The following is a 25296-nucleotide window of genomic DNA, read 5'->3' on the forward strand; positions in this document are numbered from 1 at the left end:
TGCCTTTGCTTCGTAACGCTGACCTTTTGTCCGTGATAAGGACTATTGATCCCTACCATTTTTGAATCGGTCGTTATTAGGAATTGAAAGGGATTTATTAATGATTCATCAATAAATCGCCTTCTTGGCTTAAAAACTTTTTGACTCATGATTTATAAAAAAACCAGAGTCTAGTGAGTCCTGTTTAGTTTTCAAAGAACAGTGCCCTTTTTTGCGGGCAAGAGTTATAATAACACAGTAAATTTTTATTGTCAAGATTTAATGAAAATTGTTTAAAAAACAATTAACGAGCCTGAACAACTTCCGTATAGACTTATATTTTACCATGAATTGCTTAAATAATCAAGGTCGCTAAGGACAAAACACCAATAATTCTCAACATTTTTACTACTGTAACCAGACGCCAGATATAATGGACCCAGGAAATGAGACACGATTTGGCAGAGGAAAAGCGACACCGATGTTGAAGTATTACGACAAACCGGAAAGGAGCATATCCCAATGCCAAAGAACCAATATTCACCAGAAGAAAAATTAAAAATAGTCCTTGAGGCCCTTAAAGAAGAACGCCTTGTTACTGATATTGCTTCAGATTATGATATCCATCCCAGCGTGATCCACCGCTGGAAGAAGGAATTGCTGGAAAATCCGGATAGAGTTTTTGCCGCCTCTAAGAACGCTAAAGCTGCTGCTAAAGAGAAACAACAGCAGGAAGAAGAAATTGAAAACCTATACTCTCAAGTTGGCCGTCTAACTACGCAGTTGGAATGGCTGAAAAAAAAATCTAAAGGAATTATACCCCGTCAGGGACCGGGCAGCAATGGTAGACTGGGATAATTCAGACCCTAACATTAAGGAACAAGCTGAGCTTCTCAGCTTAAACCGCACAGGGCTGTATCGTAAAGTGAAAGAACCGTCGGAACTGGAAGTTAAGATTAAGCACCTGATCGACAGAATTCACACAAAACATCCATTTAAAGGAACCAGGCGCATCAGGGATGACATCAATGACATGAAACTGGGCTTTAAGGTAAACCGCAAACGCATCCAACGCTATATGAGGGATATGGGCATAAAAGTCATTTGCCCCGGCCCCAATCTGAGCAAACGCAACAGGGCACAATATGTTTACCCTTACCTGCTGCGGAGCGTTACGCCGGCTCACCCCAATCATGTTTGGGGAATAGACATTACATACTGTGCTATGCAGGGCCGATGGATGTATCTTGTCATAATCATTGACTGGTATTCACGGAAAATTGTGGGACATGAATTATCTCAAACCATGAATAAAGAATTTGTAATCAAAGCTGTCAATAAAGCAGTTAACAACCACGGAGCGCCGATCATTCTTAATTCAGATCAGGGCAGTCAATTCACCAGCTCCACCTATGTCGATACATTAAAACAACACGGCATCAAGATAAGTATGGACGGTAAAGGCAGGGCTCTCGATAACGCGATTACAGAAAGGTTTTTTAGAACTATTAAATGGGAAGATATCTACATTAAGCAATATGAAACACCAAAAGCTCTCCGCCAGGGAATCGATGATTTTATCCGCTACTACAATTATGAGCGAGGGCATCAATCTCTGAATAAGTGCAAACCCGCAGATATCTACTATGCCCATTCTTATTGGCAGCAGAAACAGATTGCGTAACCTGGGCCGTGGATATGCCGCAGGCGTGGATTTATGGATAACCCAAAAAGCAGGGTTATCCACAAGCTCCACACCTGCTTGGACAACACTGCGTGTTGCCCACATATCCACAGCCTCTGCTACTTACAAAAAGACTTTTATATTTTAAAAGATTTAAAGACCTAAAGACTAAACAAGAAAGGAGGTCCCCGTGTCGCTTAAAAAGTTAAAAATCGTGTCTTGACATTGGGGTCCATCATAAGACACCAGACACTAGAAGAATCCTTAGCTCATTTTATATTCTTTTTTCATATATGAGATTGATATAAACAAGTAATAAATAATTACACTGAAAATTACTCCTAAAATATTAGACTGCACAAATACATGAATCATAATTGCAGGTAAAATTGAATTAGTCCATTTTCTTAATAAGGCGAGCACATAACCTATCATGAAAATTGTTGTCATATTAGTACCGTATTCTGGCAGAAAAGTCTGTGTATGTACTAGTGCAAAAAGTAAACTAGATAAAAAGATTGCCCATAACCAGGGTTTATTTTCATGCTTAAATATTTTTATTATTAGCGTATACAGAAACCCCCTAAAAAATAATTCTTCTCCTGTTCTAGCAAAAACCTGGATCAGTTAAGGTTCCGGTTCCGACCGAGCATCGTTGATATCGAAATGGCCATAAAGATATGAGTTACGGTTCGCCGAAAGCATTTTTTTGATTCTTCTTTAGCCCCATCTGACTACCTATTGCTGTTAACAGAGAAATAATAACAAATGTTCCGATAACAATACTGTAATAACTTCGATTTTCTGGAATAACTCTAATAATCCCAGTTAAAGGTGCAACCCATGGGGTAGTATTTGAACAATTTAAAATCTTCGAAATACAAGAAAGTATAACACCTATTCCTGCAGCTATTCCTCCAATTTTGATGCCATTGAGAAAGCCCTCGCACAGTTTATATCCATAATAAAACCAAGAGCTTAAATAGGCAATGCTAATAGTAATTTCCAGTATTATTTCGTGTCTTAACAATGGAGGTTGGTTTACAATTATATTTGAATATATAATGAATACAAATGAAATTAAATATAGTTTTATTGATTTTGCAAACATTCTTATACCTCGCTTATGGAGAAGTCAATTACCTGTTTCCTCAATTTGTAGTGTGTCAACTCCTAAAGCTTAGTAAATTAATTTTGAAGAGACAAGTTTTCGGAGTTACTTCCTTCTTTATATAATAATACCTATTTATAAAACAATTACAATACCTTGGGCATAACTGGTCCAAAGTGGGTTATAACATGCTCATTTTCATGCCTGAAAATGTAATTTTGAGTATTAAAAAAACCCTTCCATATCGGCTGGGTCATAGCAGTCAATTGACATCTAAACAGCTTCCCCCTTATTAGTCAAATTAACGTGTGTTTTTTGACCTTATTAAAATTGACTAAATTCAGAAGTTTAATTTAAAAATTTACAATTATTTTGCAGTGTGATTTTTTAAGTTTATTCCATAGAAACCTTTACTCTTTCAATGAGTGTATCTTTTGTTGTGTTTAAATTGCTGTCCTGATTTATGGCTTTATCATTGTTTAACGAGTACTTTCCTTGATAAAAACCGTAAATTATATACGTATCGGAACCCACATAATTGATACTGCCTTCTCATGATGGCTGCAAAAAGAGAAGTACTTTTTCTCCTTCCGTCAATGTGGGCGAATCTTCAAAAATATAGGTGTGGTTTCTCACAGTTCCGCCGAGAAGTCCTACAGTTATTTCTTTCGGGCCATCTCCTTTCAGGTATTCTTCTATTTCTACGGTGTAGTACGTAACGATATACTTAAGGTCATATCTTACTTTGTCACTTTCCCAACCTTCCACTTGAATTCGTTTGCTTGTGTTGTGGAACCATGAAGTATCTTCTGACTTGACAGTCCCTGTAATAATGATATCTGATTCATCGGTAATTTGTTCTACGGTTTGCTGTGTAAGGGATGCAGATATAATATTTTCTCGAGGTAAAACATAATGAAAATAAAGCAGAGCAAAAACCACAACCACAATGAGTGTTAAGCTAATATGTATTATCCGTTTCTTCATTTACTAACACCCACCCTCCCTCTATAAATCCAGACCTTGAGTGATATATAACAGCTTGCTATCTATAGTTTTTAGAAGGTAATTCTTGAATGTCCTGCATTACTAAGTGTTTGGAAAGATCACCTGGGAACAGAGGACGTTATAACGGAAAACACATCAGTCTAAATATTAATTCAGCCCTGGCGAATGATGCAGCCCATTTTTTCCATGTCTCTCAGCAAACGGATCGGCTCAACAAAATAGCCCATCATCCATAATCCAGGCTTACGGGCAGAACCATCCAAGTACTGAAGTAAAGTCGCAACCACAGGGATGGCTGTTAACCCGTAACCATCAGGATATGCAACGCTCGTCCGGAAATTTGAGACGTTTCCATCCTTAAGGCCGGCTGCATGAATTTGAAGCTCGACCCGATAAGGCGGCTTGTGAAAGGTACTCAAACCCCACCATAGAAACTTTCCAATGGGACGAATAAAATGAGGCATGATTTTCAACAACATCCAGGTAATCGGGATAATGACCCGGTCTGTCATCCAGTGTGACTCTGATAAGTAAAATCCGACTTCTTTGAGTGAGGGATATATTTCTGGTAAAGGACGTAGCTCCTCAAGGAACATTGAGTAACATTGCTTCAAACCAATGTCGCTTCCAAAATCGATGCTGCGCAATTGAAAAGTACCGCCCTTTGTCCATTGGTTATTTTTGTAGACCTGTGCTTGAGATATCCTTAAACTCTCGATTAATTCGTTAACAGCCTCGGTGTAGGGAAGGTCTCTACCCGTATTAAAATATTCGGCGGTAATGGCATTCTGGATGGTATCCAAATTAGCAGCGGCATAACGCACCAATGCAGCAGGCAGCCCGGGGTGGAACCCGGCCTCGGTGATAAAGCACCGTCCGGCACGCTTTATTTCTCCGGCAGTTGATTGTAAGATGGCAAATTTCTTGGCACAGAGTTGCACATCAAGATAGTCTACTCCCGTCTCCAGCGCAGCATAGATGACTGTTTCAGCATAAACAGTGGTCGGCGCAGCAATTACAACAAGATTCTGGCCACGAAATGCTGCTCTTAAAGATTCCAAATTCGCCGTATCAGCATAAACAGCACCGGCACATTGGCCGGAATACTGCTGATTCAACTCCCGGACAAATGTTTGTGCTTTATCAACGTTTCGTGCCGCAACTGTAACTTCTGCTTCGGATTGCTCAAGCAGATGCCGTGCTATCAATCTTCCGGTATAACCGGTACCGCCAAGTATTAGTATTTTTGACATGATTTGTTTTATACCCACTTCTTTATAATTTATTTGCTTGCCGCAGTCTAATATCAAACAGCACCACATATAAACTTGCAGGGCAGAGGTTCATGTACACTTACAAATTCTTTCTTTTAAGGTAAAAAACCTTTTTTTCTCATAAGCTTTTTTGAGCAGATCCGGCTGGTAGTAGAGATTTACCATACTATAAATTTACGAAAAAAAAGAAATAAGAATATCGTTTATTTATAAGCAGTATGCCCCTTACCATTGACAGTGGCCTCAAATGTTTATATTATTGGTATAAACAATGCTGTCCGGTCAATCAGGATTATATATTTTTTAATAAATACACATGTGGTAAACGAATAATTTATTAAAGTGGGGAAAAAAAGAAAATGAAACAAAAAAAGGCTTGATTTTTTTAAAATTATGGAGCTAAAATACCTACCTTTCAGCGGGAATATTTGGACTTTTTTATGTTTTATTTTCCCTTCAAGATTTTTACTGCCGTTCCAAACACAATAATTTCAGCTATATTCAATCCGATTTGGGCGGAAGAAAAGCGGATGCCAAAGCTATTTCAGGGTCAGACCACTTATGGGAAAAAACTGTAAGTCCCTTAGGGCTCCGGTTCCGACCAGCAAACGGTTTGTACTTAGGGAATTTCGGTAAGTGGCATCTGTAAACCAGTGGATGGAAACTGCATATTAATTACTGTATCCGGAACTTCTCCCTGATATAGACACTCAGCGATAGGCACCTTGGTTGCCACCTCTGTAGAAGAAGAAACAAAAGGGATAACTACCTGAATTTCTACAATAATGTCCAAATAGATCTTATGCCTGGTTTGGTTTATCCCGGCTTCTTCAAAAACATCTATAATATTTGTGTTAACCCTTCCCACAGGAACAAGGGACACCGGAATCCGAGGGCCTAAATTCGCCAGGAAATAACTCCCCAGAGCCTGCCCCAAAGGCAGCCGGATTACCTCGCCCTGTAAGGACCTGAGGCTTTCCTGAACCTTTAAGGTGGTAAGGCTCATCACTCGATTCACTTCAGGAGTATTAACCTGAGCCATGGTAATTTTACCTGTATTATCCTTTTGAATTTTTACCAGATCGTCATAAAGCATGCTCTGAGCCACTTCATGATAAACAGCCTCGTTAATAGCTTCTATAGCGGCCATATCCGCATAATAAACTGCTGCTGCCAAAAAAGTAGGGCGAAGTCTATGTTCCATATAGCTCATCAGCCTTAAAAATAAAAATAACATTAAAGCCATTAGTAAAAAAGCGGCCTTTTTACGATTTAAAGAAAACATAGACTTTCTTTTAAACATTATAAATCCCTCCACTATAATCCTATGCAGAGGGACCTATGATTTTTCATTATTATTTTTAAAAACCTTCAGCTAGAAATCAAATTATCCTTTCTTCCCTTGAACCTGCTAAAAAAAATTATTTTAGGAGAACACGAACAAATTTCCTTTTTCCTACCTGCAATACTGCTCCATCTTCCATCCTAAGCATTCCTTCAATATCCGTGACTTTTTCTCCATTAAATTTAACTGCCCCCTGTTTTACCATTCGACGGGCTTCGCTTTTGGAGGGTACCAGTCCAGTTTCGGTCAGTAATTTAACTATCCAGACACTTTCTTTTTCCAGGATTACTTCAGGTATTTCTGAAGGTATTTCTTTCTGTTTAAAAACTTTTTGAAAGTTTTGTTCCGCCAATAATGCATCTGATTCACTGTAATACATGGCAACCAATTCCCGGGCTAACTTCATTTTTAAATCCCTGGGATGGAGCTCTCCAGATTTTAGCCCCTCCTCAAACTTCAATATCTCCTGTGAGTCCAGACGGGTAGCTAAACGAAAGTATTCCATCATGAACTCATCAGCAATCGACATAGCCTTTCCATATATTTCTGCTGGGGGTTCACTGATCCCAATGTAATTACCCAAACTTTTACTCATTTTTTTAACCCCATCCAGTCCTACCAGAATGGGCATAGTAATGGCTATTTGGGGCTGCTGTCCGTATTCTTTTTGCAAATGCCTTCCCATTAAAAGATTGAATTTTTGCTCTGTAGCTCCAAATTCAACATCTGCCTCTATTGCCACAGAATCATACCCCTGCATTAAGGGATAAAAAAATTCATGTATGCTGATGGGGTAATTTTCTTTAAAACGTTTAGAAAAATCATCCCTTTCCAGCATTCTGGCCACTGTATATTTAGATGAAAGCTCTATTACATCAACAAAATTAAGTTCTTGCAGCCATTCACTATTAAAAACTAACCGGGTCTTATCTGGGTCTAATATTTTAAAAATTTGTTCCTGATAAGTTTTAGCATTAACAATTACCTCTTCTTCTGTCAACTGCTTCCGAGTCTCTGACCTTCCGGTAGGGTCGCCAATCCGTCCAGTGAAATCCCCCAGAATAATCACCACATCGTGGCCCAAATCCTGAAAATCTTTAATCTTATGTAAGACCACCGCATGTCCCAGGTGCAAATCCGGAGCTGAAGGATCAAACCCCAGCTTACCAATAAGAGGTTTCCCGGTTTTAATTGATTTTTCCAGCTTCTTTAGAAGATCATCCTCTTGAAGGATTTCAACGGTGCCGCCTTTTATAATTTCAAATTGCTGCTGTGCGTTCATTTATCTTCCTCCTGCCTGAAAATTATATATAATTAGGTAATATTAAACATTTAAGCAGAATAATTTTAACATATGGAAAATTCTTTTGCAAACCCGTACTCAACTAACAACATATGCCCTTTCATATTCGTCTTGAATAAATGAAAGTATCTTTTCCTTACATAGTTTAAGTTATTTTAAACAATAAGTTAGTTTAACAAAATCTCACATTATGGTATAATTCTATAAGTATATAAACAAAAGGGGGTCTCAAAATGGCGAAGGTTGATGAGCCCAAGGACAACCAGAAAAAAGGTAATGAAAAAAAAGAAAATAGTACAGGCGGGTTGATGGGCAAAGTCCTTCGTTTGTCTTTTCGGACTTTATTTATCTTATTATTAATTGTAATATTTGTTGCAGGAGGATGTGGACTTAATATAGTTCTATCCAGCTTTAAAGATGCTCCAGATTTTGATCCAAGGAATTTTCAGCAGCCACTAACTTCGTATATCTATGATATGAACGAAATTGAAGTTGCTAGATTACACGACGGTCACAACCGCATTGAAATGCCGCTTCGTGAAATGCCATTATACTTACAACAAGCTTTTATCGCTATTGAAGACGAAAGTTTTTATGATCACATAGGAATCAGTCCCAAAGATATCATAAGAGCAGCTTATAATAACTTTCGTAAGCGGGATTTAACAGACCACGGCGGCAGCACCATTACCCAGCAGCTGATAAAAAACGCTTTTCTTACACCGGACAAAAACTATACCAGAAAACTTCAGGAAGCATGGCTGGCCATTAAAATGGAACAGCAGTTCAGCAAGGAAGAAATTCTTGAATTTTATTTAAACATCATTTATTTTGATTACCAGAATTATGGCGTACAAGCAGCTGCCCAGGATTATTTTGAAAAAGATGTAGGAGAATTATCCCTGGCTGAAGCTGCTATGCTGGCAGGGATTCCAAGAAATCCGGGTTTTTATTCTCCCCGAAGAAATTTCCAGGAATCAAAAAAACGCCAGGAACTAGTTCTAAATCAAATGGTAGAGTATAACTATATTTCCCAGCAGGAAGCAGATAAAGCCAAGAAAGAAGAAATAGAAATATTTCCTTCTAAAAGAAAATCTTATGACAATCCATATTTTATAGATTACGTTGAACTGGAAGCCCGCAGAATACTGGCGGATCTAGATATTTATGAAGACCCGTATTTAGCTATGAACCGGGGAGGTTTAAAAATATATACTACCCTGGAACCAGAAATTCAAAAAATAGTAGAGGATGTCTTGGATAACGAGAAATATTACCCCCGGACTATTGAAGACGAAAAGGGGAAACTGCAGCCCCAGGCAGCAGCAGTTCTGGCTGAACCGGAAACAGGACATATTAAGGCCCTGGTAGGGGGTAGAGATTACGGCCTGCACAATCAAGACCTGAGATACTTAAGCGAACGACAGCCTGGCTCCTCCACCAAACCAGTTTTAGGCTATGCACCGGCTTTTGAAGAGAATCTCTTATTCCCGGGTTCCGTACTGGATGATGCCCCTACTGCCTTTGGCAATTACTTCCCTGAAAACTACGGTTTAACTTTTCAGGGGCTGATGACAGTAAGGCATGCTGTAGCTCGTTCTCGGAACGTTCCAGCAGTAAAGGCTTATGAAATTGTAACTCCTGAAGTTGGAATGGCCTACGCTGAAAAATTAGGTATAACTACCTTTCGCCCACAGGACGAAGGAGGACTTGCCTTGGTATTAGGAGGTTTTACCACCGGGGTAATGCCTATAGACATGGCCCAGGTTTTTGCAGTCTTTGCCAACAAAGGAGTAAAAATACCCATTACTACTATTCTGCATATAGAAGACCACCAGGGAAAAGAGATATACAGTTATAGGCCAAAGTCTGAAGTAGTGCTCAGTGAAGTTACATCGTTTCTAATAACCGATGTGTTACGGGATGTTACCCGGGGTATTGGAACAGCCGCAAGACTCAGCGCAGTAGGTAGGCCCATTGCTGGAAAAACCGGTACCACCAGCGATAATAAAGACGGCTGGATGGTTTCTTATACTCCAGACTATGTGCTCTCTACCTGGATTGGTTATGACCTGCTGACCATGGGAAGCATAGACGGCGCCCCTGGATATTGTGTCTCTATGTCCATTGATATTATGAAACAAGTTCATGAAGGTCTGCCGGTACGAAACTTTGAATCCCCAGGAGGAATATCCAGGGTAAGCATATGCACTAAATCAGGACATCTTCCCTCGGAGCACTGTCCTGCGGAGCACATCGCCAGCGAACTGTTCCCCCGGGGATATGAGCCTAAAGAAACCTGTAATGTCCACGTTGCCGTGGAAGTATGTGCTGAATCAGGCCTCCTGGCCGGAGAATACTGTCCAAATATAACAATACAGTACTTTTTTCAAAGGGTCATACCTTTTATAGCTACAGACCATCGTTGGAGAGGGGCTGTGGGTAGAATACCTGCCGATGCTGGTGACGGATCTCAACCTCCTACGGAAACCTGTAATATACATGATGAAAGATCTTTAGCTCCCGTTGGATTATCTTTATCCAGCAATCCTGAGGGGAATCAAGTTCATCTCACATGGAGTTACCCCAGCGCACATTACTTTGGTTTTAATATTTATCGAAGCACAGATAATGTTAATTTCCAACGACTGAACGGTAATATTATTCATTCTAACAGCTTTACTGATTCAACAACAGCACCCCAAACAACCTATTATTACCGAATTATGGCAGTTAATGAACATGGAGTGGAATCCCAACCTCTACACGGTTCTATTACTACTACCAAAGAGACTCCAACCCCACCGCCGGATCCTGATCCACCGGTAGAACCAGATCCTGATCCACCAGTGGATCCACCAATAGATCCGCCTGATAATGGCAATGGAAATGATAATGGTGATGAAAATGGGAACGGCAATGGAAGTGGTAATAGATAAACGAAAGTTAGTCCATTAACAAAAAAGGAACCGCATTTTTAAAGTGCGGTTCCTGTTTCTTTATATCTATACTTAGTTAAACCTAAAAACCTTAACGCTCCTCAGGGCAGGCCAATAAAGATTTATTATTTAACTAATATAAGTGTTTACATTTACCTCAGACTCACAACAGTAACCCCGCTGCCCCCTTCTCCATATTCACTCAACTTGAATGACTCAACCTGATTATGAGAAACTAAATATTCATGTAGTCCTTTCCGCAGAGCCCCTGTCCCCTTACCGTGAATCAAATAAACCTTGCCCAATCCAGCTAAACAAGCGTCATCAAAATATTTATCTACCAATTCTACCGCCTCTTGAAGAGTAGTCCCACGTAAATCCAGTTCAGTCTTTATCTCCATAGTTTTTTGAAACAGCAGCCCGGGAGCAGCACTACTTTCCAGAGTCTGTGGCAACTGGGATTTATCGTGAACCCCTTTTAAATCAGAAAAATCAGTGCAAATTTTCATGATCCCCACCTGGACAACAACTTCTTGACTATCTTCATTTAACTCCAGCACTCTCCCTTTTTGTTTCATACTTTTAATAAAAACTAAATCTCCAATATCTAAATTCTCCAGAGGAACCTGACACTGGCGCTCCATACTGTCCATTTCATCAATCAATTGTTTTTGAGAATTCTTGAATTCTTCTTTTAATCTTTGGAAAACTTCATTCCTTTTCTTCCAATCCTGCTCCCGGGACACTTTCCCCATTTCCTTAATCATACTTTCGGTTTTTCTTTTCGCCTGATTAACAATTAAAAGTGCCTCTTCCCTGGCCTTTTGAATAATTTCCTTTTTTCTCTGCTCCAAGAATAAGGAATCCTGTTCCAGCTGCCTTTTAAGGCGAATAATTTCATTCCTTTCCTCCTCCATGGACCGCTGGTTCTGATGAATTTTTCTCTGACTCTCTTCTAAGTTTTCCATCAATTTTTTTAATTTTAACTGTTCATCCCCTAAAAACATTTTGGCTTTCTCAATCACTTCTTCCTCAAGACCCAAACGAGATGCCACCTCAAAGGCATTACTGCTTCCAGCTACCCCCTGAAGAACTCTGAAAGTAGGTTGCAAAGTAAGAGAATCAAATTCCACAGAAGCATTCTCCATCTCCTGGTGGTCGTAAGCAAAACTCTTTAGACTGCTGTAATGGGTTGTAGCTATAGTCCGAACTTTCAACATATGCAGCTGCTCCAATATCCCCATAGCCAGCGCGGCCCCCTCCGCAGGGTCAGTCCCAGCCCCCAGTTCATCTAAAAGAACTATAGAATTGGCTGAAGCTTTACGCAATATTTCTACAATATTTTTCATGTGGCCCGAAAAGGTGCTCAAAGACTGTTCAATGTTCTGTTCATCTCCAATATCTGCCAAAACACTGTCAAATACAGCTATAATAGTTCCTGCTTCCGCGGGCACATGAAGACCCGCTTGAGTCATCAAGACTAACAATCCTACCGTTTTCAAAGCAACAGTCTTGCCACCGGTATTAGGCCCGGTCATTACCATAGTACGGTGCCTGTCTCCCAAATCCAGCGATATCGGCACAACCTCTACCTTCAAAAGGGGATGCCGGGCATTCACCATTCTAAAATAACCGTTTTCATTTAACAGCGGTTCATTAGCGTCCATCTCCAAGCTCAGCCTGGCCTTAGATAAGATAAAATCTAGTTCAGCTATTATGTTTAGTACTTCCCTTATGCTTTCTACCCAGTGAGATACCTGAACACTGAGAGAAACCAGTATCCTCTCAATCTCTTTAAGTTCACTGCTCCTCAACTGATTTAATTGATTATTGGCTTCCACCACTGCCATCGGTTCAATAAAAAGAGTGGCACCACTGGCAGATTGGTCATGAACAATACCAGGCACCTGTGCTTTATTTTCTATCTTCACCGGAACCACATACCGGTCATTACGCTGAGTAACAATATTCTCTTGTAAATACTTGCTGGTAATACTGCTCCTTAGAAACTTTTCCAACTCTCTTTGGATTCGAACCTGGGAAATTTTTTTCTGCCTCCGGACAAAAGCAAGTTCTACAGAGGCAGCGTCCGTCACTTCCCCCTCCTCATTAATGCTCCGGACAAGAAGAGCTTCCAGTGATGAAAAATCCTCTATAACCTTAGTCATAGACAGAATACTACCGGTCCCATATTCCTGAATTTGTTTTTTTATTCTCTTACATGCCGTTAAATTATCTGCAATTTCCCGCAGCTGTCTGGCGTTAAGAGTTCCTCCCCTTTGACTTCGAACCAAACTAGAACGAATGTCTGTCACTCCCGACAGACGAATACTAATTTGGCCCAACAAACTACAGCCTTCCGTAGTTTCTTTCTGCCATCTCTCCACAATACTTAAATCTGATACCGGCCGCAGGTCTTCGGCCAGTTCTTTTCCAAGTATCGTGTCACACTTAGAAGAAAGCATCGCAAGAATTTTATCAAATTCCATTATTTGCAGATTTTTTTCCATAACTTTCTCCGCCCTCCTCAAGTTGTGCCAAGGGAATTGTTTTCTTGACACAAAATAAATGAAATAAGTGAATAAAAGTAAAATTGGTGTGTCAAGAGAACCGTCCCCTTGGCACGCTTGGCATACTTGACACAAAAGGGTTGTTAGATATATAAAAACGCAACAATAAATCCTTACCGGTTTTTATGCCGATGCGGGGACTTGATGCAATTTCAAAAGTCTTAGCATTTGCTTTAGTATCCATAATAAAAAGTTCACTATCGGTTAAACTTATTCCGTTGTGCAGCTTATTTATGCCCATAGCTTGACACAGCTTTCCAGGGCCATTGGTCAAATTCTCTACCTTTGAAATTCCTCGTCTTTTTAGCATCTCCATAATTCCCTCCAGAGGTTCCATTGCTCTAATTAAAACTGCCTCTCCTACCCCTTCTTTCCGGGTTACTACATTGAAACAGTAATACATCCCATAAATTAAATAAACATAAGCGTTCCCAGGTGGGCCAAACATGACTTCATTCCGCTTTGTTTTCCCCTTTGCAGCATGACAGGCGGGATCATCCCTGCTGAGATACGCTTCTGTCTCCACAATCTTACCCATTAATAACCCCTCCGACGTTGAGTGAACTAAAATCTTCCCTAAAAGCCTGCGGGCTACATCAACTGTATTGTCGTAATAAAAATTTTTCAAAATTTTTTTCATAAATGTCACCTTTTAAATTTTCTGAAGCTTTTATACAGTTAAAGACTCCAGGCCCAGATCAATTATTTCCATTGCATATTTCTCAAAGGAAGAAAACCAAGTCGAAGTCTCTTTTGCCTCTATAATAGCTGGAAGTGGTAAAAAGTTTAGAATAATAATAATAAAAAGGATAGACAGTATCCCTTTTGCTCCCCCTAATACAGCGCCTAAGGCTGAATTAACCTGCTTAATAAAGGGCAGTGAGTTGACCAGGCATAGGATTCTCCCCAATAACATAAAAAAGATTCCGCATAAAGACAAAACCCAAAATACTCCCATCAGCGTAACCACATACTCCTCAAATTGAAGAAAACTAAAAATTTCATTGTCTATATTCCTTAAGAAAATACTAATATCAAAAATACTATCAAGCCACTCCCCTACCCCAGGGCCCAGTTTTAGAGCTAAAACCCAGGAAACAATAAAACCAATCAAATCACAAAGCTGTCGGATCATTCCTCTTTTTAAGCCGGAAAATACACTCAGCAAAAAAATTGCTAAGAAAGCAATATCCAGCCAACTGCTCATTCTAAATCACCAGGCTTTATATTTTTCTCCTCCAGCTTGTTATTTAGTTTTTTTACTTCCCGTTTTAAATTATAGATTTCGTCACTTAAATTAAGGGCAGCCAGAATGGCAATCTTGTGCATCCCAATACCGCTGGTGCTGGAACCGGAAACCTCATTCATTTTTGAATTCACGTAATCTGCCAATCTTTTCATATAATTGACAGGCAGGCTGCTTCTTATGGTGTAATCTTCCCCGTAAATATTCACTTTGACCTTGTTTTTATTTTCACTCATAGATAACCCTCCAGGGAGATAAAATTATTACTTATTTCGAGAGAAAACAACAAATTCCTTCCTTTTAAAAAACCCCCGAAGATATGGGGGTTAAAAAAAATAATGATTATTCCCGTATACGGGCCTCAAAGTGATTCACTAGAGAATCTATAATCTTTTGATGAAGACGGTTAACTTCATGGTCCGTTAAGGTTTTATCCCTGGAACGATAGACAATGGAGTAAGCCAAACTTCGGCATCCAGAAGGGACCTGTTCTCCGTGATAAAGATCAAACAAAGTCAAATTCTCTACCAGTTCGCCTCCTGTTTTCATAATTTCCCGGCTGATCTCATCTGCCGGAACAGCTTCTTTGATGATGAGGGCAATATCCCTCAAAACAGCAGGGTATCTGGGTAGTGCCTTAAAGTTTATATTAATATCTGCATGTTTGTAAACAGAGGAAAAATCAATTTCTGCAGCATAAATTTTTCCATCCAGGTCAAACTCAGACATCACGTCCCCATGAACTTCACCCAATATCCCTATTCTTTCTCCATCAATTAAAAGCTCCGCAGCTCTGCCGGGATGAAAGGATGGATGACTTACCGGAGAAAACCTACAGTTACTTAATCCCATTTTTTCAAAAAATAATTCCAAAATCCCTTTTAAATGATAATAGTTAACATGATTTGGTTTTTGACCCCAGCTCTCCATCCCCCACTTCCCTGTAATGGCCATGGTTAGTGTATTTCTTTCCTGGGGAAGGGCCTCCTTGCAGTCCTCCTGAGGGATAAATACAGAACCAAGTTCAAATATTTTAATATCATAAAGATTTCTATTATGATTATATTTTATCACATTGAACAAATTTCCTAAAATAGTGCTTCTCATTACACTCTGTTCTTCAGAAAGGGGATTATAGATCCTAACTACTTTTCTTAAAGGATCATCTGGATCCAGCAGCAAATCATCATACTGACGAGGATGAATAAAAGAGTAGGTAATGACTTCAAAAAGACCACATGAAGTCAGAAATTTCTTTGCCATATCCTCAAGCTTTTGTTCCCTGGTTTTCCTCCCTTGGGTTATAACCCCCCGGGGCAGACTGGCCTCAATATATTCATATCCATATATTCGAGCAATTTCTTCTATTAAATCAATCTCTCCAGTTATATCCGGCCTCCGGGTTGGTATCTTAATTTCTAACAGGCCTTCTGATTCCTGGCTTTCAAAATGTAAATTATTCATGATTTCTTTGATTTTTGCATCAGAAATATCCAGGCCAATAATTTTTCTGGCCCTTTCCGGCCTTAACTGGACCAATGTATTTAATACCGGCCTCGGATATTCATCTATAGTACTCTCGACAACCTGACCGGAAGAAAGTTCTGCCATAAGCTGGGCTGCTCTATCAACGGCTATACGGGTGCCCATTGGATCTGTTCCCCTTTCAAATCTTAGAGAAGACTCAGATCTGAGACCCAGGTTCCGAGATGTCCTGCGAATAGAACCTGGCTCAAAACAGGCAGACTCTATTAGTACAGTTCGGGTCTGCTCTGTAATTTCCGTGCTTAGTCCACCCATCACCCCTGCCAAAGCCACGGGGCCAGAGGGATCAGCAATAACCAGCATGGTTTCATCCAGTTTTCTTTCCTGTTCATCCAGGGTCACCAGCTTTTCTCCGGCTTTAGCTTTTCTTACTATAATGCTTTTATCCTTAATCCGATCATAATCAAACCCGTGAAGAGGCTGATTGCATTCCCACATTACATAGTTAGTTACATCTACTATATTATTGATGGGCCTAATACCCACCGCCAGCAGCCTTGTCTGCAGCCACAGAGGGGATGGTTTAATTGTTATGTTCCGCACTATTCTCGCGGTATAACGAGAGCATAAATCTTCATCCATAATTTTTACCGCTGCCAAATCATCTATATTTTCTTTCAGGGTAGAAAATATAGGAAAATCAATTTTCAAGGCTGCTCCGGTAACGGCAGAAACTTCATAAGCAACCCCCAATAACCCCAGACAATCAGAACGGTTAGGAGTAAGTCCCAGTTCCAGAACACAGTCATCCAGCCCTAGGACTTTTTCAATCTCCATGCCTACGGGATAATCTCCCTCCAGGATCAGAATGCCGTAACTATGGACCATTTCCAACCCCAATTCTTGGGCGGAACACAGCATTCCGGAGGAGGCCACTCCCTTAAGTTTTCTCTTTTTGATTTTAAAACCCCCGGGCAGCACTGCTCCCGGTTTTGCCACCGGAACCAAATCACCCACCTGAAAATTATCAATTCCCGCCACAATCTGAGATATCTCATCCTTTATGTCCACCTGTACAATGAACAATTTATCTGCTTCAGGGTGTTTTTTTACAGACAAGACTTTCCCCACCACCATATTTGAGATTCCCGGATTACAGGAGCAGACAGACTCTACTTCAATTCCAGACATAGTTAATTTTTCTGCCAGTTCCTCCGGACCCATCTGCAAATCTACATAATCTTTTAACCACTGGTATGATACAAGCATAACCAAACCTCCCGTTTTCGCTAATCATATAATTTAATATATTATTTATCTTTAACTCTCTTTTGGCTATCAAACTAGACCCTTCTCTAACGAAAGTTATTGGCCTCTTAAAACTGCCTGAGCATCCTCAAGTCATTGCTGAAGAAAAGCCTCAGGTCATCAAAACCATATTTTAGCATAGCAATTCTCTCTACTCCCATGCCAAAAGCATATCCGGTTACCTCTTCAGGATCGTAACCTGAAATTTCTAAAACTTTAGGGTGTATCATTCCTGCTCCCAGAACCTCCAACCAACCGCTATGGCTGCAAACCCGGCATCCCTTGCCCTGACAGATTACACAGGAAATATCCACTTCCGCGCTGGGTTCTGTAAAGGGGAAAAAACTGGGACGCAATCTTATCTTAAGTTCTTTACCAAACATCTGTCTGGCAAACAAAAGAAGAGTTCCTTTCAAATCACCCATGGATATATCTTTATCCACGGCTAAACCCTCCACCTGATGGAACATAGGAGAATGAGTAGCATCATCATCCCTTCGGTAAACCCTACCGGGGGCTATAATTCTCAAGGGAACTTCGGGAGCCACTTTTTCCATGGTCCTGATCTGCACCGGTGAAGTATGGGTTCTTAATACTATTTCCTCAGATATGTAGAAAGAATCCTGCATATCCCTGGCCGGATGCTCCTTAGGCATATTCAATGCCTCAAAGTTATAAAAGTCTGTTTCTATCTCAGGCCCATGGGCAATAGTAAATCCCATCCCTAAAAATATTTCTTTTATTTCCTCCATAACCAGGGTTAAAGGATGATTCTGGCCTATCAGGGGCATACTTCCCGGAAGAGTAACATCTATTTTTTCAGTTTCCCACTGAGCTGCTTTTTCCTTTTGAGCCAACTCTAGTTTTCTGTTTTCAATAAGTGAGTTAATCTCAACTTTCAACTGGTTAGCCAGGTTCCCCATGATGGGCCTTTCTTCCTTGGAAAGAGAACCCATACTGCGCAGCACTTGAGTTATTTCTCCCTTTTTACCCAAATATTTTACCTGCACATCTTTTAACCTGCTGGAATCAACAACCTCTAAAACATCCCTCTCTGCTCTTGTTTTGATATTATGCAATTTTTCCTTCAAAACGTATATCCTCCTAACATATCTTTATTTAATAAAACTTTTTAGGTACAGAAATAGTAAGATAAGGGGACAATTAGTTTACAATCGAAGCGGAGCGAAGGACCGAAGGGTTAACCTTTGACTTTGAAAAGACAAAAATAAAAAACCTTCGTCTAAGGGACGAAAGTTTTCTTCCGCGGTACCACCCAGTTTAGTTTAACTGATTTTTTAGTTAAACTCTACTTTAATCCTCTTAACGCTGAGTCGGCGTCCTTGCTTACACAGGAAATAAAACTAATCCCCTTCAGCAGGCGGTATCAGGAGTGAACTTCAGATAACTTTCACCAGAGAAGCTTTCAGTCAATGACTTCTCCTCCCTTAGGGTCCGGTTAACATACTCTTCTCCTTCATAACCTTTCCTTTTTACAATACAATCATCCTCTTATAAATCAAATAAGCAGCCACAGAACCTGTGTTCACAAATAACTTCCAAAAAAAATCGGCGGTAAGCAAAATAAGCACTTCCCTTCCGTAGTTTCGGAACTCATTAACTCAACAGAATTATAACACACGATTTTTGAAAAAACAAGTTGAAGCTGTTAAAATGAAGAAAAGTGCCTCTGTCTGACTGCTTCATATATAATTATCCCTGCAGAAACTGATACATTAAGAGACTCCGCTGCCCCTAAAAGCGGTATTTTTAATCGTAAGTCTGCCTCTACTTTAAACTCATCACTCACCCCAAAGGCCTCACTGCCAAAAACAACAGCTGTGGGACCGGTTAAATCCCCCTGAAAACAGTTCGCTTCTGCCTCCAGATCCGTAACTACAATCTTTATATTGCAGTGCCGCAAATAATTTATTATGCTCATTGCGTCTTTAATTACTATTACCGGTAAATGGAAAATAGCTCCCATAGTCCCTCTCAAAGTCTTGGGATTAAATATATCCACTGTACCCCGGGAAACAATCACTCCCGAAACACAGGCTGCTGAAGCTGTCCTGATCATTGAGCCCAGGTTTCCCGGGTCCTGAAGCCCCGATATAACCATAACTAAAGGTTTTTCTGTTTCTGATATCTGACTGAGATTATAATCCGGCTTCTTTACCACCGCCAGAATTCCTTGAGGGTTTTCCGTATCAGCCGTCTCCCTTAACAGCCCTTTAGCAATATATACGGTTTTTACGCCGGGATTCCCTATGGATATGGACTGGAGCAGCTCTCGCCCCTTCAATCCCTTCAACAATTCTTCAGAGTATAAAACAGAAGTGAATTCTATTCCGCAGGACAATGCCTCTCTAATGAGTCGAACACCCTCCAGTGGAATCAGCCCCATCTTGTCCCTATATTTCTTTTTTAAAAGAGAGGTATACAGTTTTACCTCCGGGTTTTGTCTGCTGGTTATTAAGGCCACTGTTTCACCACTCCTACAATGTCTCCAATTTACGGATATTTTTATTCTTTCCTGCAACAATCATAATATCACCCTGTGCTATTAAATTCTCAGCTTTTGGTGTAAGATTGATTTCTCCCCCGGCTTTCTTGATGGCAATAACATTGACACCATATCTAACCCTCATATCTAACTCAGACAAACTTTTACCGGCAATGGACTCAGGCACCACAATTTCAACTATACTGAAATCCGGAGAAAGCTCAATATAATCAATGATATTTGCTGCCACCAGATTGTGGGCTACCCGAATGCCCATATCCCTTTCAGGAAAAATCACCCGGTCAGCGCCAATTCGGTACAGTACTTTACCATGCAGTTCCGTGCGGGCTTTGGCCACCACCTGTTTTACCCCAATCTCTTTTAGAATCAATGTGGTAAGTATATTGGCCTGAATATCCTGGCCAATACTTACAATGGCCACATCAAAATTCTTTATCCCTAGAGCTAACAGGGCATCCTCATTGGTAGAGTCCGCCTGTACTGCATGGGTCACCAGATCAGTAATCTCCTGGATTTTGCCTTCATTTTTATCCATTGCCAGGACATCATGCCCCATTTCAAAAAGTGTTGTGGCTATACTGGCCCCAAAAATACCCATGCCGATAACCGCAAACTGTCTCATGGTAACACCTCCTTATCCCACCAGAATCTTTTCTTCCGGATATCTGAAGGGAGCCTTCTTTTTTATGGCCTGAGCCAACGCCAGGGTTAAGGTCAAAGGCCCTACCCGGCCGGCAAACATAGTAATTATTATGAATAATCTTCCCACAGGACTTAATTCAGGTGTCAGCCCTGCAGACAGCCCCACTGTTCCAAAGGCTGAAATGGTTTCAAATAATACTCCCATAAAATCAGCGCTCTCGGTTATGGTCAAAATAATTGACACAACAAATACCAAAAGGATTGAAACTACGATGATAGACAGGGCTTTGTTGACAATGACAAATGGAAGTCTGCGGCGAAAAACAAAAACCTCCTCCTGTCCCCGGATGATCGAAAGTACAGCAATGATTATAGTGCTGAAGGTAGTGGTCTTTATCCCTCCCCCGGTTGAAGCGGGAGAAGCTCCGATAAACATAAGGGCCAGCAAAAAATACAAAGTAGCATCATAAAGTCTGTCTGTGGGAATTACATTAAACCCCGCCGTTCTGGGAGTAACCGCCGTAAAGAGGGCACTAGCCAGCTTGGAGGTAATACCCAGGGAAGCCAGAGTTTCGGGGTTTGAGTATTCCAGGATTAAAACTACTAATGTCCCCAGAACAATTAATACAAAACTGGTAAACAGGACGATTTTGGAGTGAAGAGACAGCTTCCTAAGATTTCTTTTTTCAGAGAGCTCTAAAAGCACTGTAAAACCAAGCCCCCCGATAATAAAAAGAAACATAATAATTCCCATCACTACATAATCATTATTAAAAATCGTAAGGCTTCGAAAACCTCCTATTAAATCAAAACCGGCGTTACAGAAAGCGGAAATGGAGTGAAACACGCTGTAGTACAGCCCGGTCTGCCAACCGTACAAGGGAACGAATCGAGTGCTTAATACAAGAGCTCCCACGGCCTCCAGGATAAAGGTAAATAGAATAATTCTTTTGGTCAGCCTGACCAATCCCGCAAGAGTAAGCTGATTTAGAGATTCCTGAATAACCAGTCGTTCCTTCAAGGTTATCTTTCTTCCCAAGACAACAAATATGATGGTACCCGCTGTCATGAAACCCAGGCCGCCAATTTGAATCAAGCACATGATTACAATTTGCCCAAAGGGAGTGAAAAATGTCCCCGTATCCACCACCACCAGGCCAGTAACACAAACCGCCGACGTAGCAGTAAAAAGGGCATCTAAAAAATTAATCTCTGTATAAGTGGAAACCGGCAAAGTCAATAATATGGCTCCCGCCAAAATAAGTAAGGCAAAACCCAACACCAAAACCCTGGCAGGAGTAAGCTTATCACCCTGTTTTTGCATATTTTTCACTCCAGTACAGTTCCCAATAATAAAATATTGTAAATAAAATAAAGGCCTGAGATACTATCTTTCAAGAAGGAGCAGCGATCATTCCTCATGTTCAGGCCTTAGATGGTTAATTATTAAGTTTTTCCCTGGCAACATCCACCAACTGGCTGAAAGCCTGTGAATCAGAAATAGCCAGTTCCGCCAGCATCTTACGATTGATTTCTACTCCAGCTTTTTTTAGGCCATTTACCATGGTGCTGTAAGACATGCCGTTCAGGCGGGCCGCTGCATTGATGCGGGTAATCCAAAGGCGCCTGAAATCTCTTTTTCGAGCCCTTCTATCTCTATAAGCATAAGCTAATGACTTCATCACCGCTTGATTGGCAATTTTAAATATTTTACTGTTTGAACCCCGATAACCTTTGGCCATCTTTAATATTTTTTTGTGTCTGCGTTTAACATTAACGCCCCTTTTAACTCTAGGCATTAATTATTCCCCCTTACATTGTCTGTAAAAGACAGTTATTTATCTTTTAGAAATTCCCAAATTAAGGCAAAAGCTTCTGTACTCTTTTCATATCTGAAGAACTAATCAAAGTAGATTTGCGCAGTCTTCTTTTTCTCTTTGCCGTCTTCTTAGTCAAAATATGACTCTTATAAGCTCGCATTCTCTTCACTTTTCCTGTTTTCGTTTTTTTAAAACGTTTTGCAGCCCCTCTATGGGTTTTCATTTTTGGCATTTTTATCCCCCCTGTTTTGTATAGGAGTAAGAATCATAATCATGTTTCTTCCTTCTACTCTTGCCTTTTTCTCTACCACTGCATAATCCTTTAATTCTTCGGCGATTCTATCACAAATGACTTTTCCCAGTTGTGAATGAGTAATCTCCCTACCCCTGAACATTACGGTAACTTTCACCTTATCTTCATTTTCTAAAAAACGTTTTGCATTTCTTACTTTAACATTCAAATCATGATCTTCAATATTAGGACGGACTTTTACCTCTTTCACCGTAATAATTTTTTGATTCTTACGGGCTTCCTTCTCTCTTTTACTCTGTTCATACTTATATTTGCCGTAATCCATAATCCTGCAGACAGGAGGCTTTGCGTTAGGAGCCACATTAACCAGGTCCAGGTTCTTTTCCCTGGCCATATTAAGAGCCTCTTTTAAAGGTACTATTCCCATTTGTTCACCCTCGCTGTCAATTAACCTTACTTCCTTAGCCCGAATCTGTTCATTAATAAATGAATCTCTACTAATATTATTTCACCTCCAGAATATATATAGTCCAGATTGAACGGTACTAAAATAATAAATAAAAAAGCAGGCAAAAACCACCTGCTTACCTGTAAATATTAGTACCCGGCGACAGCTGTAAGCGTCTTGGGGTGAGAAGCGGCGGCTTCTTCTTGAAATTTTATTATTATATTACATCTTATATAATATACCATAATTAAACTATCTAGTCAAAGTTTTTTCTTTTCTCTCCTTTTTTAAGGTCTCAAGTAAAACACCTAACAACTGCGGGCCCATATCACCTTCTCCTCGTTTCCTGACGGATACCTGATTTGTTTCCATCTCTTTATCCCCTACAACCAGCATATAAGGAATTTTCTGAACCTGGGCCTCCCTTATCTTATAACCAACTTTTTCATTACGTTCATCTACTTCTACCCGGAAACCTCCATCCCGTAAATAATTGGCATTCTGCCGGGCATACTCAAAGTGCCTGTCGGCAATAGGTAAAAGGATGACCTGTACCGGCGCCAACCAGAGAGGAAATGCCCCGGCGTATTGTTCTATTAAAAGAGCAAAAAACCTTTCTATAGCCCCGTAAACTACCCGGTGTATAATAACCGGCCTATGCTTTTGTCCGTCTTCACCAATATACGAGAGGTCAAATTTTTCAGGCATCTGAAAATCTAATTGAGCTGTGCCGCACTGCCATTTTCTCCCCAGGCAGTCCTCTAAAATAAAGTCAATTTTGGGCCCGTAAAAAGCTCCATCACCTTCATTAATGTTAAAAGGTATTTCATTCTCCACCAACACCTCCCGAAGAGCATGGGTAGCAGTCTCCCAGAGCTCCTGGGAGCCCATGGCCTTCTCAGGTTTTGTGCTCAGTTCTACATGATAGGTAAATCCGAAAACTTTATAAAAAGTGTCAATCAAATCTATCACCTTTTTTACTTCCCCCTTTACCTGAGAGGGCAGCATAAAAATATGGGCATCATCCTGGGTAAAGTTCCTTACCCGCAGCAATCCGTGTAAGGTACCGGAGAGTTCATGACGATGGACCAATCCCAGTTCTGCATATCGGAGGGGAAATTCCCGGTAACTGTGCATTCGGTTACCATAGATCAGCATGGCCCCGGGACAATTCATAGGCTTGATGGCAAAATCCTGGTCATCGATTTTGGTAAAGTACATATTCTCCTTATAGTGATCCCAGTGCCCAGACTGCTCCCAAAGCTTACGGTTTAAAATAATAGGGGTTTTAATCTCTTGATAACCGGCCTTCTGGTGTTCCTGCCTCCAAAATTTCAAAAGCTCCTCCCTAAGTATCATGCCCTTGGGATGAAAGAAGGGAAACCCCGGAGCCTCATCATGCATACTGTAAAGGTCCAATTCTCTGCCCAGTTTACGATGGTCTCTCTTTTTGGCCTCCTCCAAACGATTCAAATATTCCTCCAGCAGAGATTGCTTGATAAAGGAGGTCCCATATATGCGCTGCAGCATAGGGTTTCGCTCATCACCCCTCCAGTACGCTCCAGCCAGGCTCAACAATTTCACGGTCTTAATTTTTCCTGTAGAAGGAACATGGGGGCCGGCACACAAGTCCAGAAATTCTCCCTGTTGATAAAAACTGATGGTCTGATCAACGGGTAAATCTTGGATCAGTTCCACCTTATAATCTTCTCCCTTTTCCTTAAACAGGGATAAAGCTTCCTCCCGGCTCAGCTCTTTTCTTACAATAGGAAGATTCTCTTTTATAATTTTTTTCATTTCTTTTTCTATTTTTTCCAGATCTTCAGGAGTAAAGGATTGGGGAACCTCAAAATCATAATAAAAACCGTTCTCTATAGAAGGTCCTATCCCCAGCTTCACCTTACCGAACAACCTCTGCACCGCCTGGGCCAATATATGGCTTGAGCTGTGACGGTATACACTGCTGCCTTCAGGGTCATCGAATCTGATGAAGGAAAGGTGAGTGTCACTAGATATAGGACAGCTCAAGTCAACTAACTTTCCGTCAATTTGGGCCGCCAGCGCTTCTTTCTTTAATCGGCCTCCCATCTGGTTTAATATTTCCTGTGGAGTAATCCCCTTAAGAAATTCTTTTTGAGTGTCATCTGGAAAGGTAATTTTAATATTATTATTCATAAACATCTCCCTCTTAAAAAAATTTTTAACTCAAAATAATAAAACCCACCCCTAAAGGGGCAGGAAAACTTCCCACGGTTCCACCCTAATTAAACTAACTTTCACAAGAACTCAAGCTCTCCGTAACGGGGAGAAAACGGCACAGATTATTTACCGGAGGGCTTTCACCTGTACTGCTC

General features: G+C 40.5%; 22 protein-coding genes and 2 other annotated features (1 of these 24 running past the window's edge). Of the genes, 2 read left to right on the plus strand and 20 right to left on the minus strand.

Annotated elements, in window-relative coordinates; all coding sequences use genetic code 11:
* Positions 1–501: 501 nt before the first annotated feature.
* Positions 502–1663, plus strand: a protein-coding gene (locus tag HUE98_RS11295; protein ID WP_407080262.1) for an IS3 family transposase whose coding sequence is annotated in 2 segments (ribosomal slippage) — positions 502–776 and positions 775–1663 — 1164 coding nt in all. Because the reading frame shifts where the segments join, the coding sequence is not laid out codon by codon here.
* 264 nt (positions 1664–1927) lie between these two features.
* Here HUE98_RS11295 and HUE98_RS18125 read toward each other — a convergent pair.
* The 6 genes from HUE98_RS18125 to tyrS all read right to left on the minus strand — a co-directional run bounded on the left by HUE98_RS18125 (position 1928) and on the right by tyrS (position 7683).
* Entirely contained in the window at positions 1928–2290 is a 363-nt protein-coding gene (locus tag HUE98_RS18125) for a CPBP family intramembrane glutamic endopeptidase (RefSeq protein ID WP_407080314.1), read from the minus strand.
* 58 nt (positions 2291–2348) lie between these two features.
* On the minus strand, positions 2349–2774 hold the full coding sequence (locus tag HUE98_RS11300) for a hypothetical protein (RefSeq protein ID WP_241420749.1): 426 nt from the start codon (positions 2772–2774) through the stop codon (positions 2349–2351).
* Positions 2775–3326: 552 nt separating this feature from the next.
* Complete coding sequence (locus HUE98_RS11305; protein WP_241420750.1) at positions 3327–3761, minus strand: hypothetical protein; 435 nt, start codon at positions 3759–3761, stop codon at positions 3327–3329.
* Between the two features lie 173 nt (positions 3762–3934).
* Entirely contained in the window at positions 3935–5035 is a 1101-nt protein-coding gene (locus HUE98_RS11310) for a saccharopine dehydrogenase NADP-binding domain-containing protein (protein ID WP_241420751.1), read from the minus strand.
* Positions 5036–5675: 640 nt separating this feature from the next.
* Complete coding sequence (yunB, locus tag HUE98_RS11315) at positions 5676–6359, minus strand: sporulation protein YunB (protein ID WP_241420752.1); 684 nt, start codon at positions 6357–6359, stop codon at positions 5676–5678.
* Positions 6360–6477: 118 nt separating this feature from the next.
* Positions 6478–7683 (minus strand): tyrosine--tRNA ligase, encoded by a 1206-nt coding sequence (gene tyrS, locus HUE98_RS11320; protein ID WP_241420753.1) that lies wholly within the window; start codon positions 7681–7683, stop codon positions 6478–6480.
* Between the two features lie 254 nt (positions 7684–7937).
* Here tyrS and HUE98_RS11325 point away from each other — a divergent pair, with 254 nt between their 5' ends.
* Complete coding sequence (locus HUE98_RS11325) at positions 7938–10643, plus strand: transglycosylase domain-containing protein (protein ID WP_241420754.1); 2706 nt, start codon at positions 7938–7940, stop codon at positions 10641–10643.
* A 152-nt stretch (positions 10644–10795) separates the two neighbouring features.
* Here the strand turns inward: HUE98_RS11325 and HUE98_RS11330 are convergent, their stop codons facing one another.
* The 14 genes from HUE98_RS11330 to thrS form a co-directional block, all read right to left on the minus strand.
* The gene (locus tag HUE98_RS11330; protein ID WP_241420755.1) at positions 10796–13153 is read right to left on the minus strand and encodes an endonuclease MutS2; all 2358 of its coding nucleotides are present in this window, start codon (positions 13151–13153) and stop codon (positions 10796–10798) included.
* A 91-nt stretch (positions 13154–13244) separates the two neighbouring features.
* Positions 13245–13853, minus strand: a complete 609-nt coding sequence (locus HUE98_RS11335) for a DNA-3-methyladenine glycosylase (RefSeq protein WP_241420756.1) — start codon at positions 13851–13853, stop codon at positions 13245–13247.
* A 30-nt stretch (positions 13854–13883) separates the two neighbouring features.
* Entirely contained in the window at positions 13884–14420 is a 537-nt protein-coding gene (locus tag HUE98_RS11340) for a CvpA family protein (RefSeq protein ID WP_241420757.1), read from the minus strand.
* Positions 14417–14695 carry a cell division protein ZapA gene (locus HUE98_RS11345; RefSeq protein ID WP_241420758.1) on the minus strand — a complete coding sequence of 93 codons (279 nt, stop codon included), beginning with the start codon at positions 14693–14695 and terminating at the stop codon, positions 14417–14419. The genes HUE98_RS11340 and HUE98_RS11345 overlap by 4 nt, the downstream gene beginning before the upstream one ends.
* Positions 14696–14801: 106 nt before the next feature.
* Positions 14802–17213 (minus strand): phenylalanine--tRNA ligase subunit beta, encoded by a 2412-nt coding sequence (gene pheT, locus HUE98_RS11350; protein WP_241420759.1) that lies wholly within the window; start codon positions 17211–17213, stop codon positions 14802–14804.
* 107 nt (positions 17214–17320) lie between these two features.
* The gene (locus HUE98_RS11355; RefSeq protein ID WP_320415605.1) at positions 17321–18343 is read right to left on the minus strand and encodes a phenylalanine--tRNA ligase subunit alpha; all 1023 of its coding nucleotides are present in this window, start codon (positions 18341–18343) and stop codon (positions 17321–17323) included.
* Between the two features lie 152 nt (positions 18344–18495).
* Positions 18496–18742: a binding site (T-box leader), on the minus strand.
* 3 nt (positions 18743–18745) lie between these two features.
* A complete protein-coding gene (locus HUE98_RS18130) occupies positions 18746–18844 on the minus strand; it encodes a YqzL family protein (RefSeq protein WP_318036494.1) in 99 nt (32 codons plus the stop codon).
* A 77-nt stretch (positions 18845–18921) separates the two neighbouring features.
* Complete coding sequence (locus HUE98_RS11365) at positions 18922–19737, minus strand: TrmH family RNA methyltransferase (protein ID WP_241420760.1); 816 nt, start codon at positions 19735–19737, stop codon at positions 18922–18924.
* A gap of 13 nt (positions 19738–19750) precedes the next feature.
* Positions 19751–20401 (minus strand): potassium channel family protein, encoded by a 651-nt coding sequence (locus HUE98_RS11370; RefSeq protein WP_241420761.1) that lies wholly within the window; start codon positions 20399–20401, stop codon positions 19751–19753.
* Positions 20402–20413: 12 nt separating this feature from the next.
* Entirely contained in the window at positions 20414–21745 is a 1332-nt protein-coding gene (locus HUE98_RS11375; RefSeq protein WP_241420762.1) for a TrkH family potassium uptake protein, read from the minus strand.
* Between the two features lie 115 nt (positions 21746–21860).
* Entirely contained in the window at positions 21861–22220 is a 360-nt protein-coding gene (rplT, locus tag HUE98_RS11380; RefSeq protein WP_241420763.1) for a 50S ribosomal protein L20, read from the minus strand.
* 61 nt (positions 22221–22281) lie between these two features.
* Positions 22282–22473, minus strand: a complete 192-nt coding sequence (gene rpmI / locus HUE98_RS11385) for a 50S ribosomal protein L35 (RefSeq protein WP_241420764.1) — start codon at positions 22471–22473, stop codon at positions 22282–22284.
* On the minus strand, positions 22451–22996 hold the full coding sequence (gene infC / locus HUE98_RS11390) for a translation initiation factor IF-3 (RefSeq protein ID WP_241423547.1): 546 nt from the start codon (positions 22994–22996) through the stop codon (positions 22451–22453). The genes rpmI and infC overlap by 23 nt, the downstream gene beginning before the upstream one ends.
* Before the next feature lie 198 nt (positions 22997–23194).
* Positions 23195–25117 (minus strand): threonine--tRNA ligase, encoded by a 1923-nt coding sequence (gene thrS / locus HUE98_RS11395; protein ID WP_241420765.1) that lies wholly within the window; start codon positions 25115–25117, stop codon positions 23195–23197.
* A 52-nt stretch (positions 25118–25169) separates the two neighbouring features.
* Positions 25170–25296 (minus strand) — a binding site (T-box leader) (it continues 102 nt past the right edge of the window).

The organism is Candidatus Contubernalis alkalaceticus (assembly GCF_022558445.1).
Lineage (GTDB): Bacteria > Bacillota > Dethiobacteria > SKNC01 > SKNC01 > Contubernalis > Contubernalis alkaliaceticus.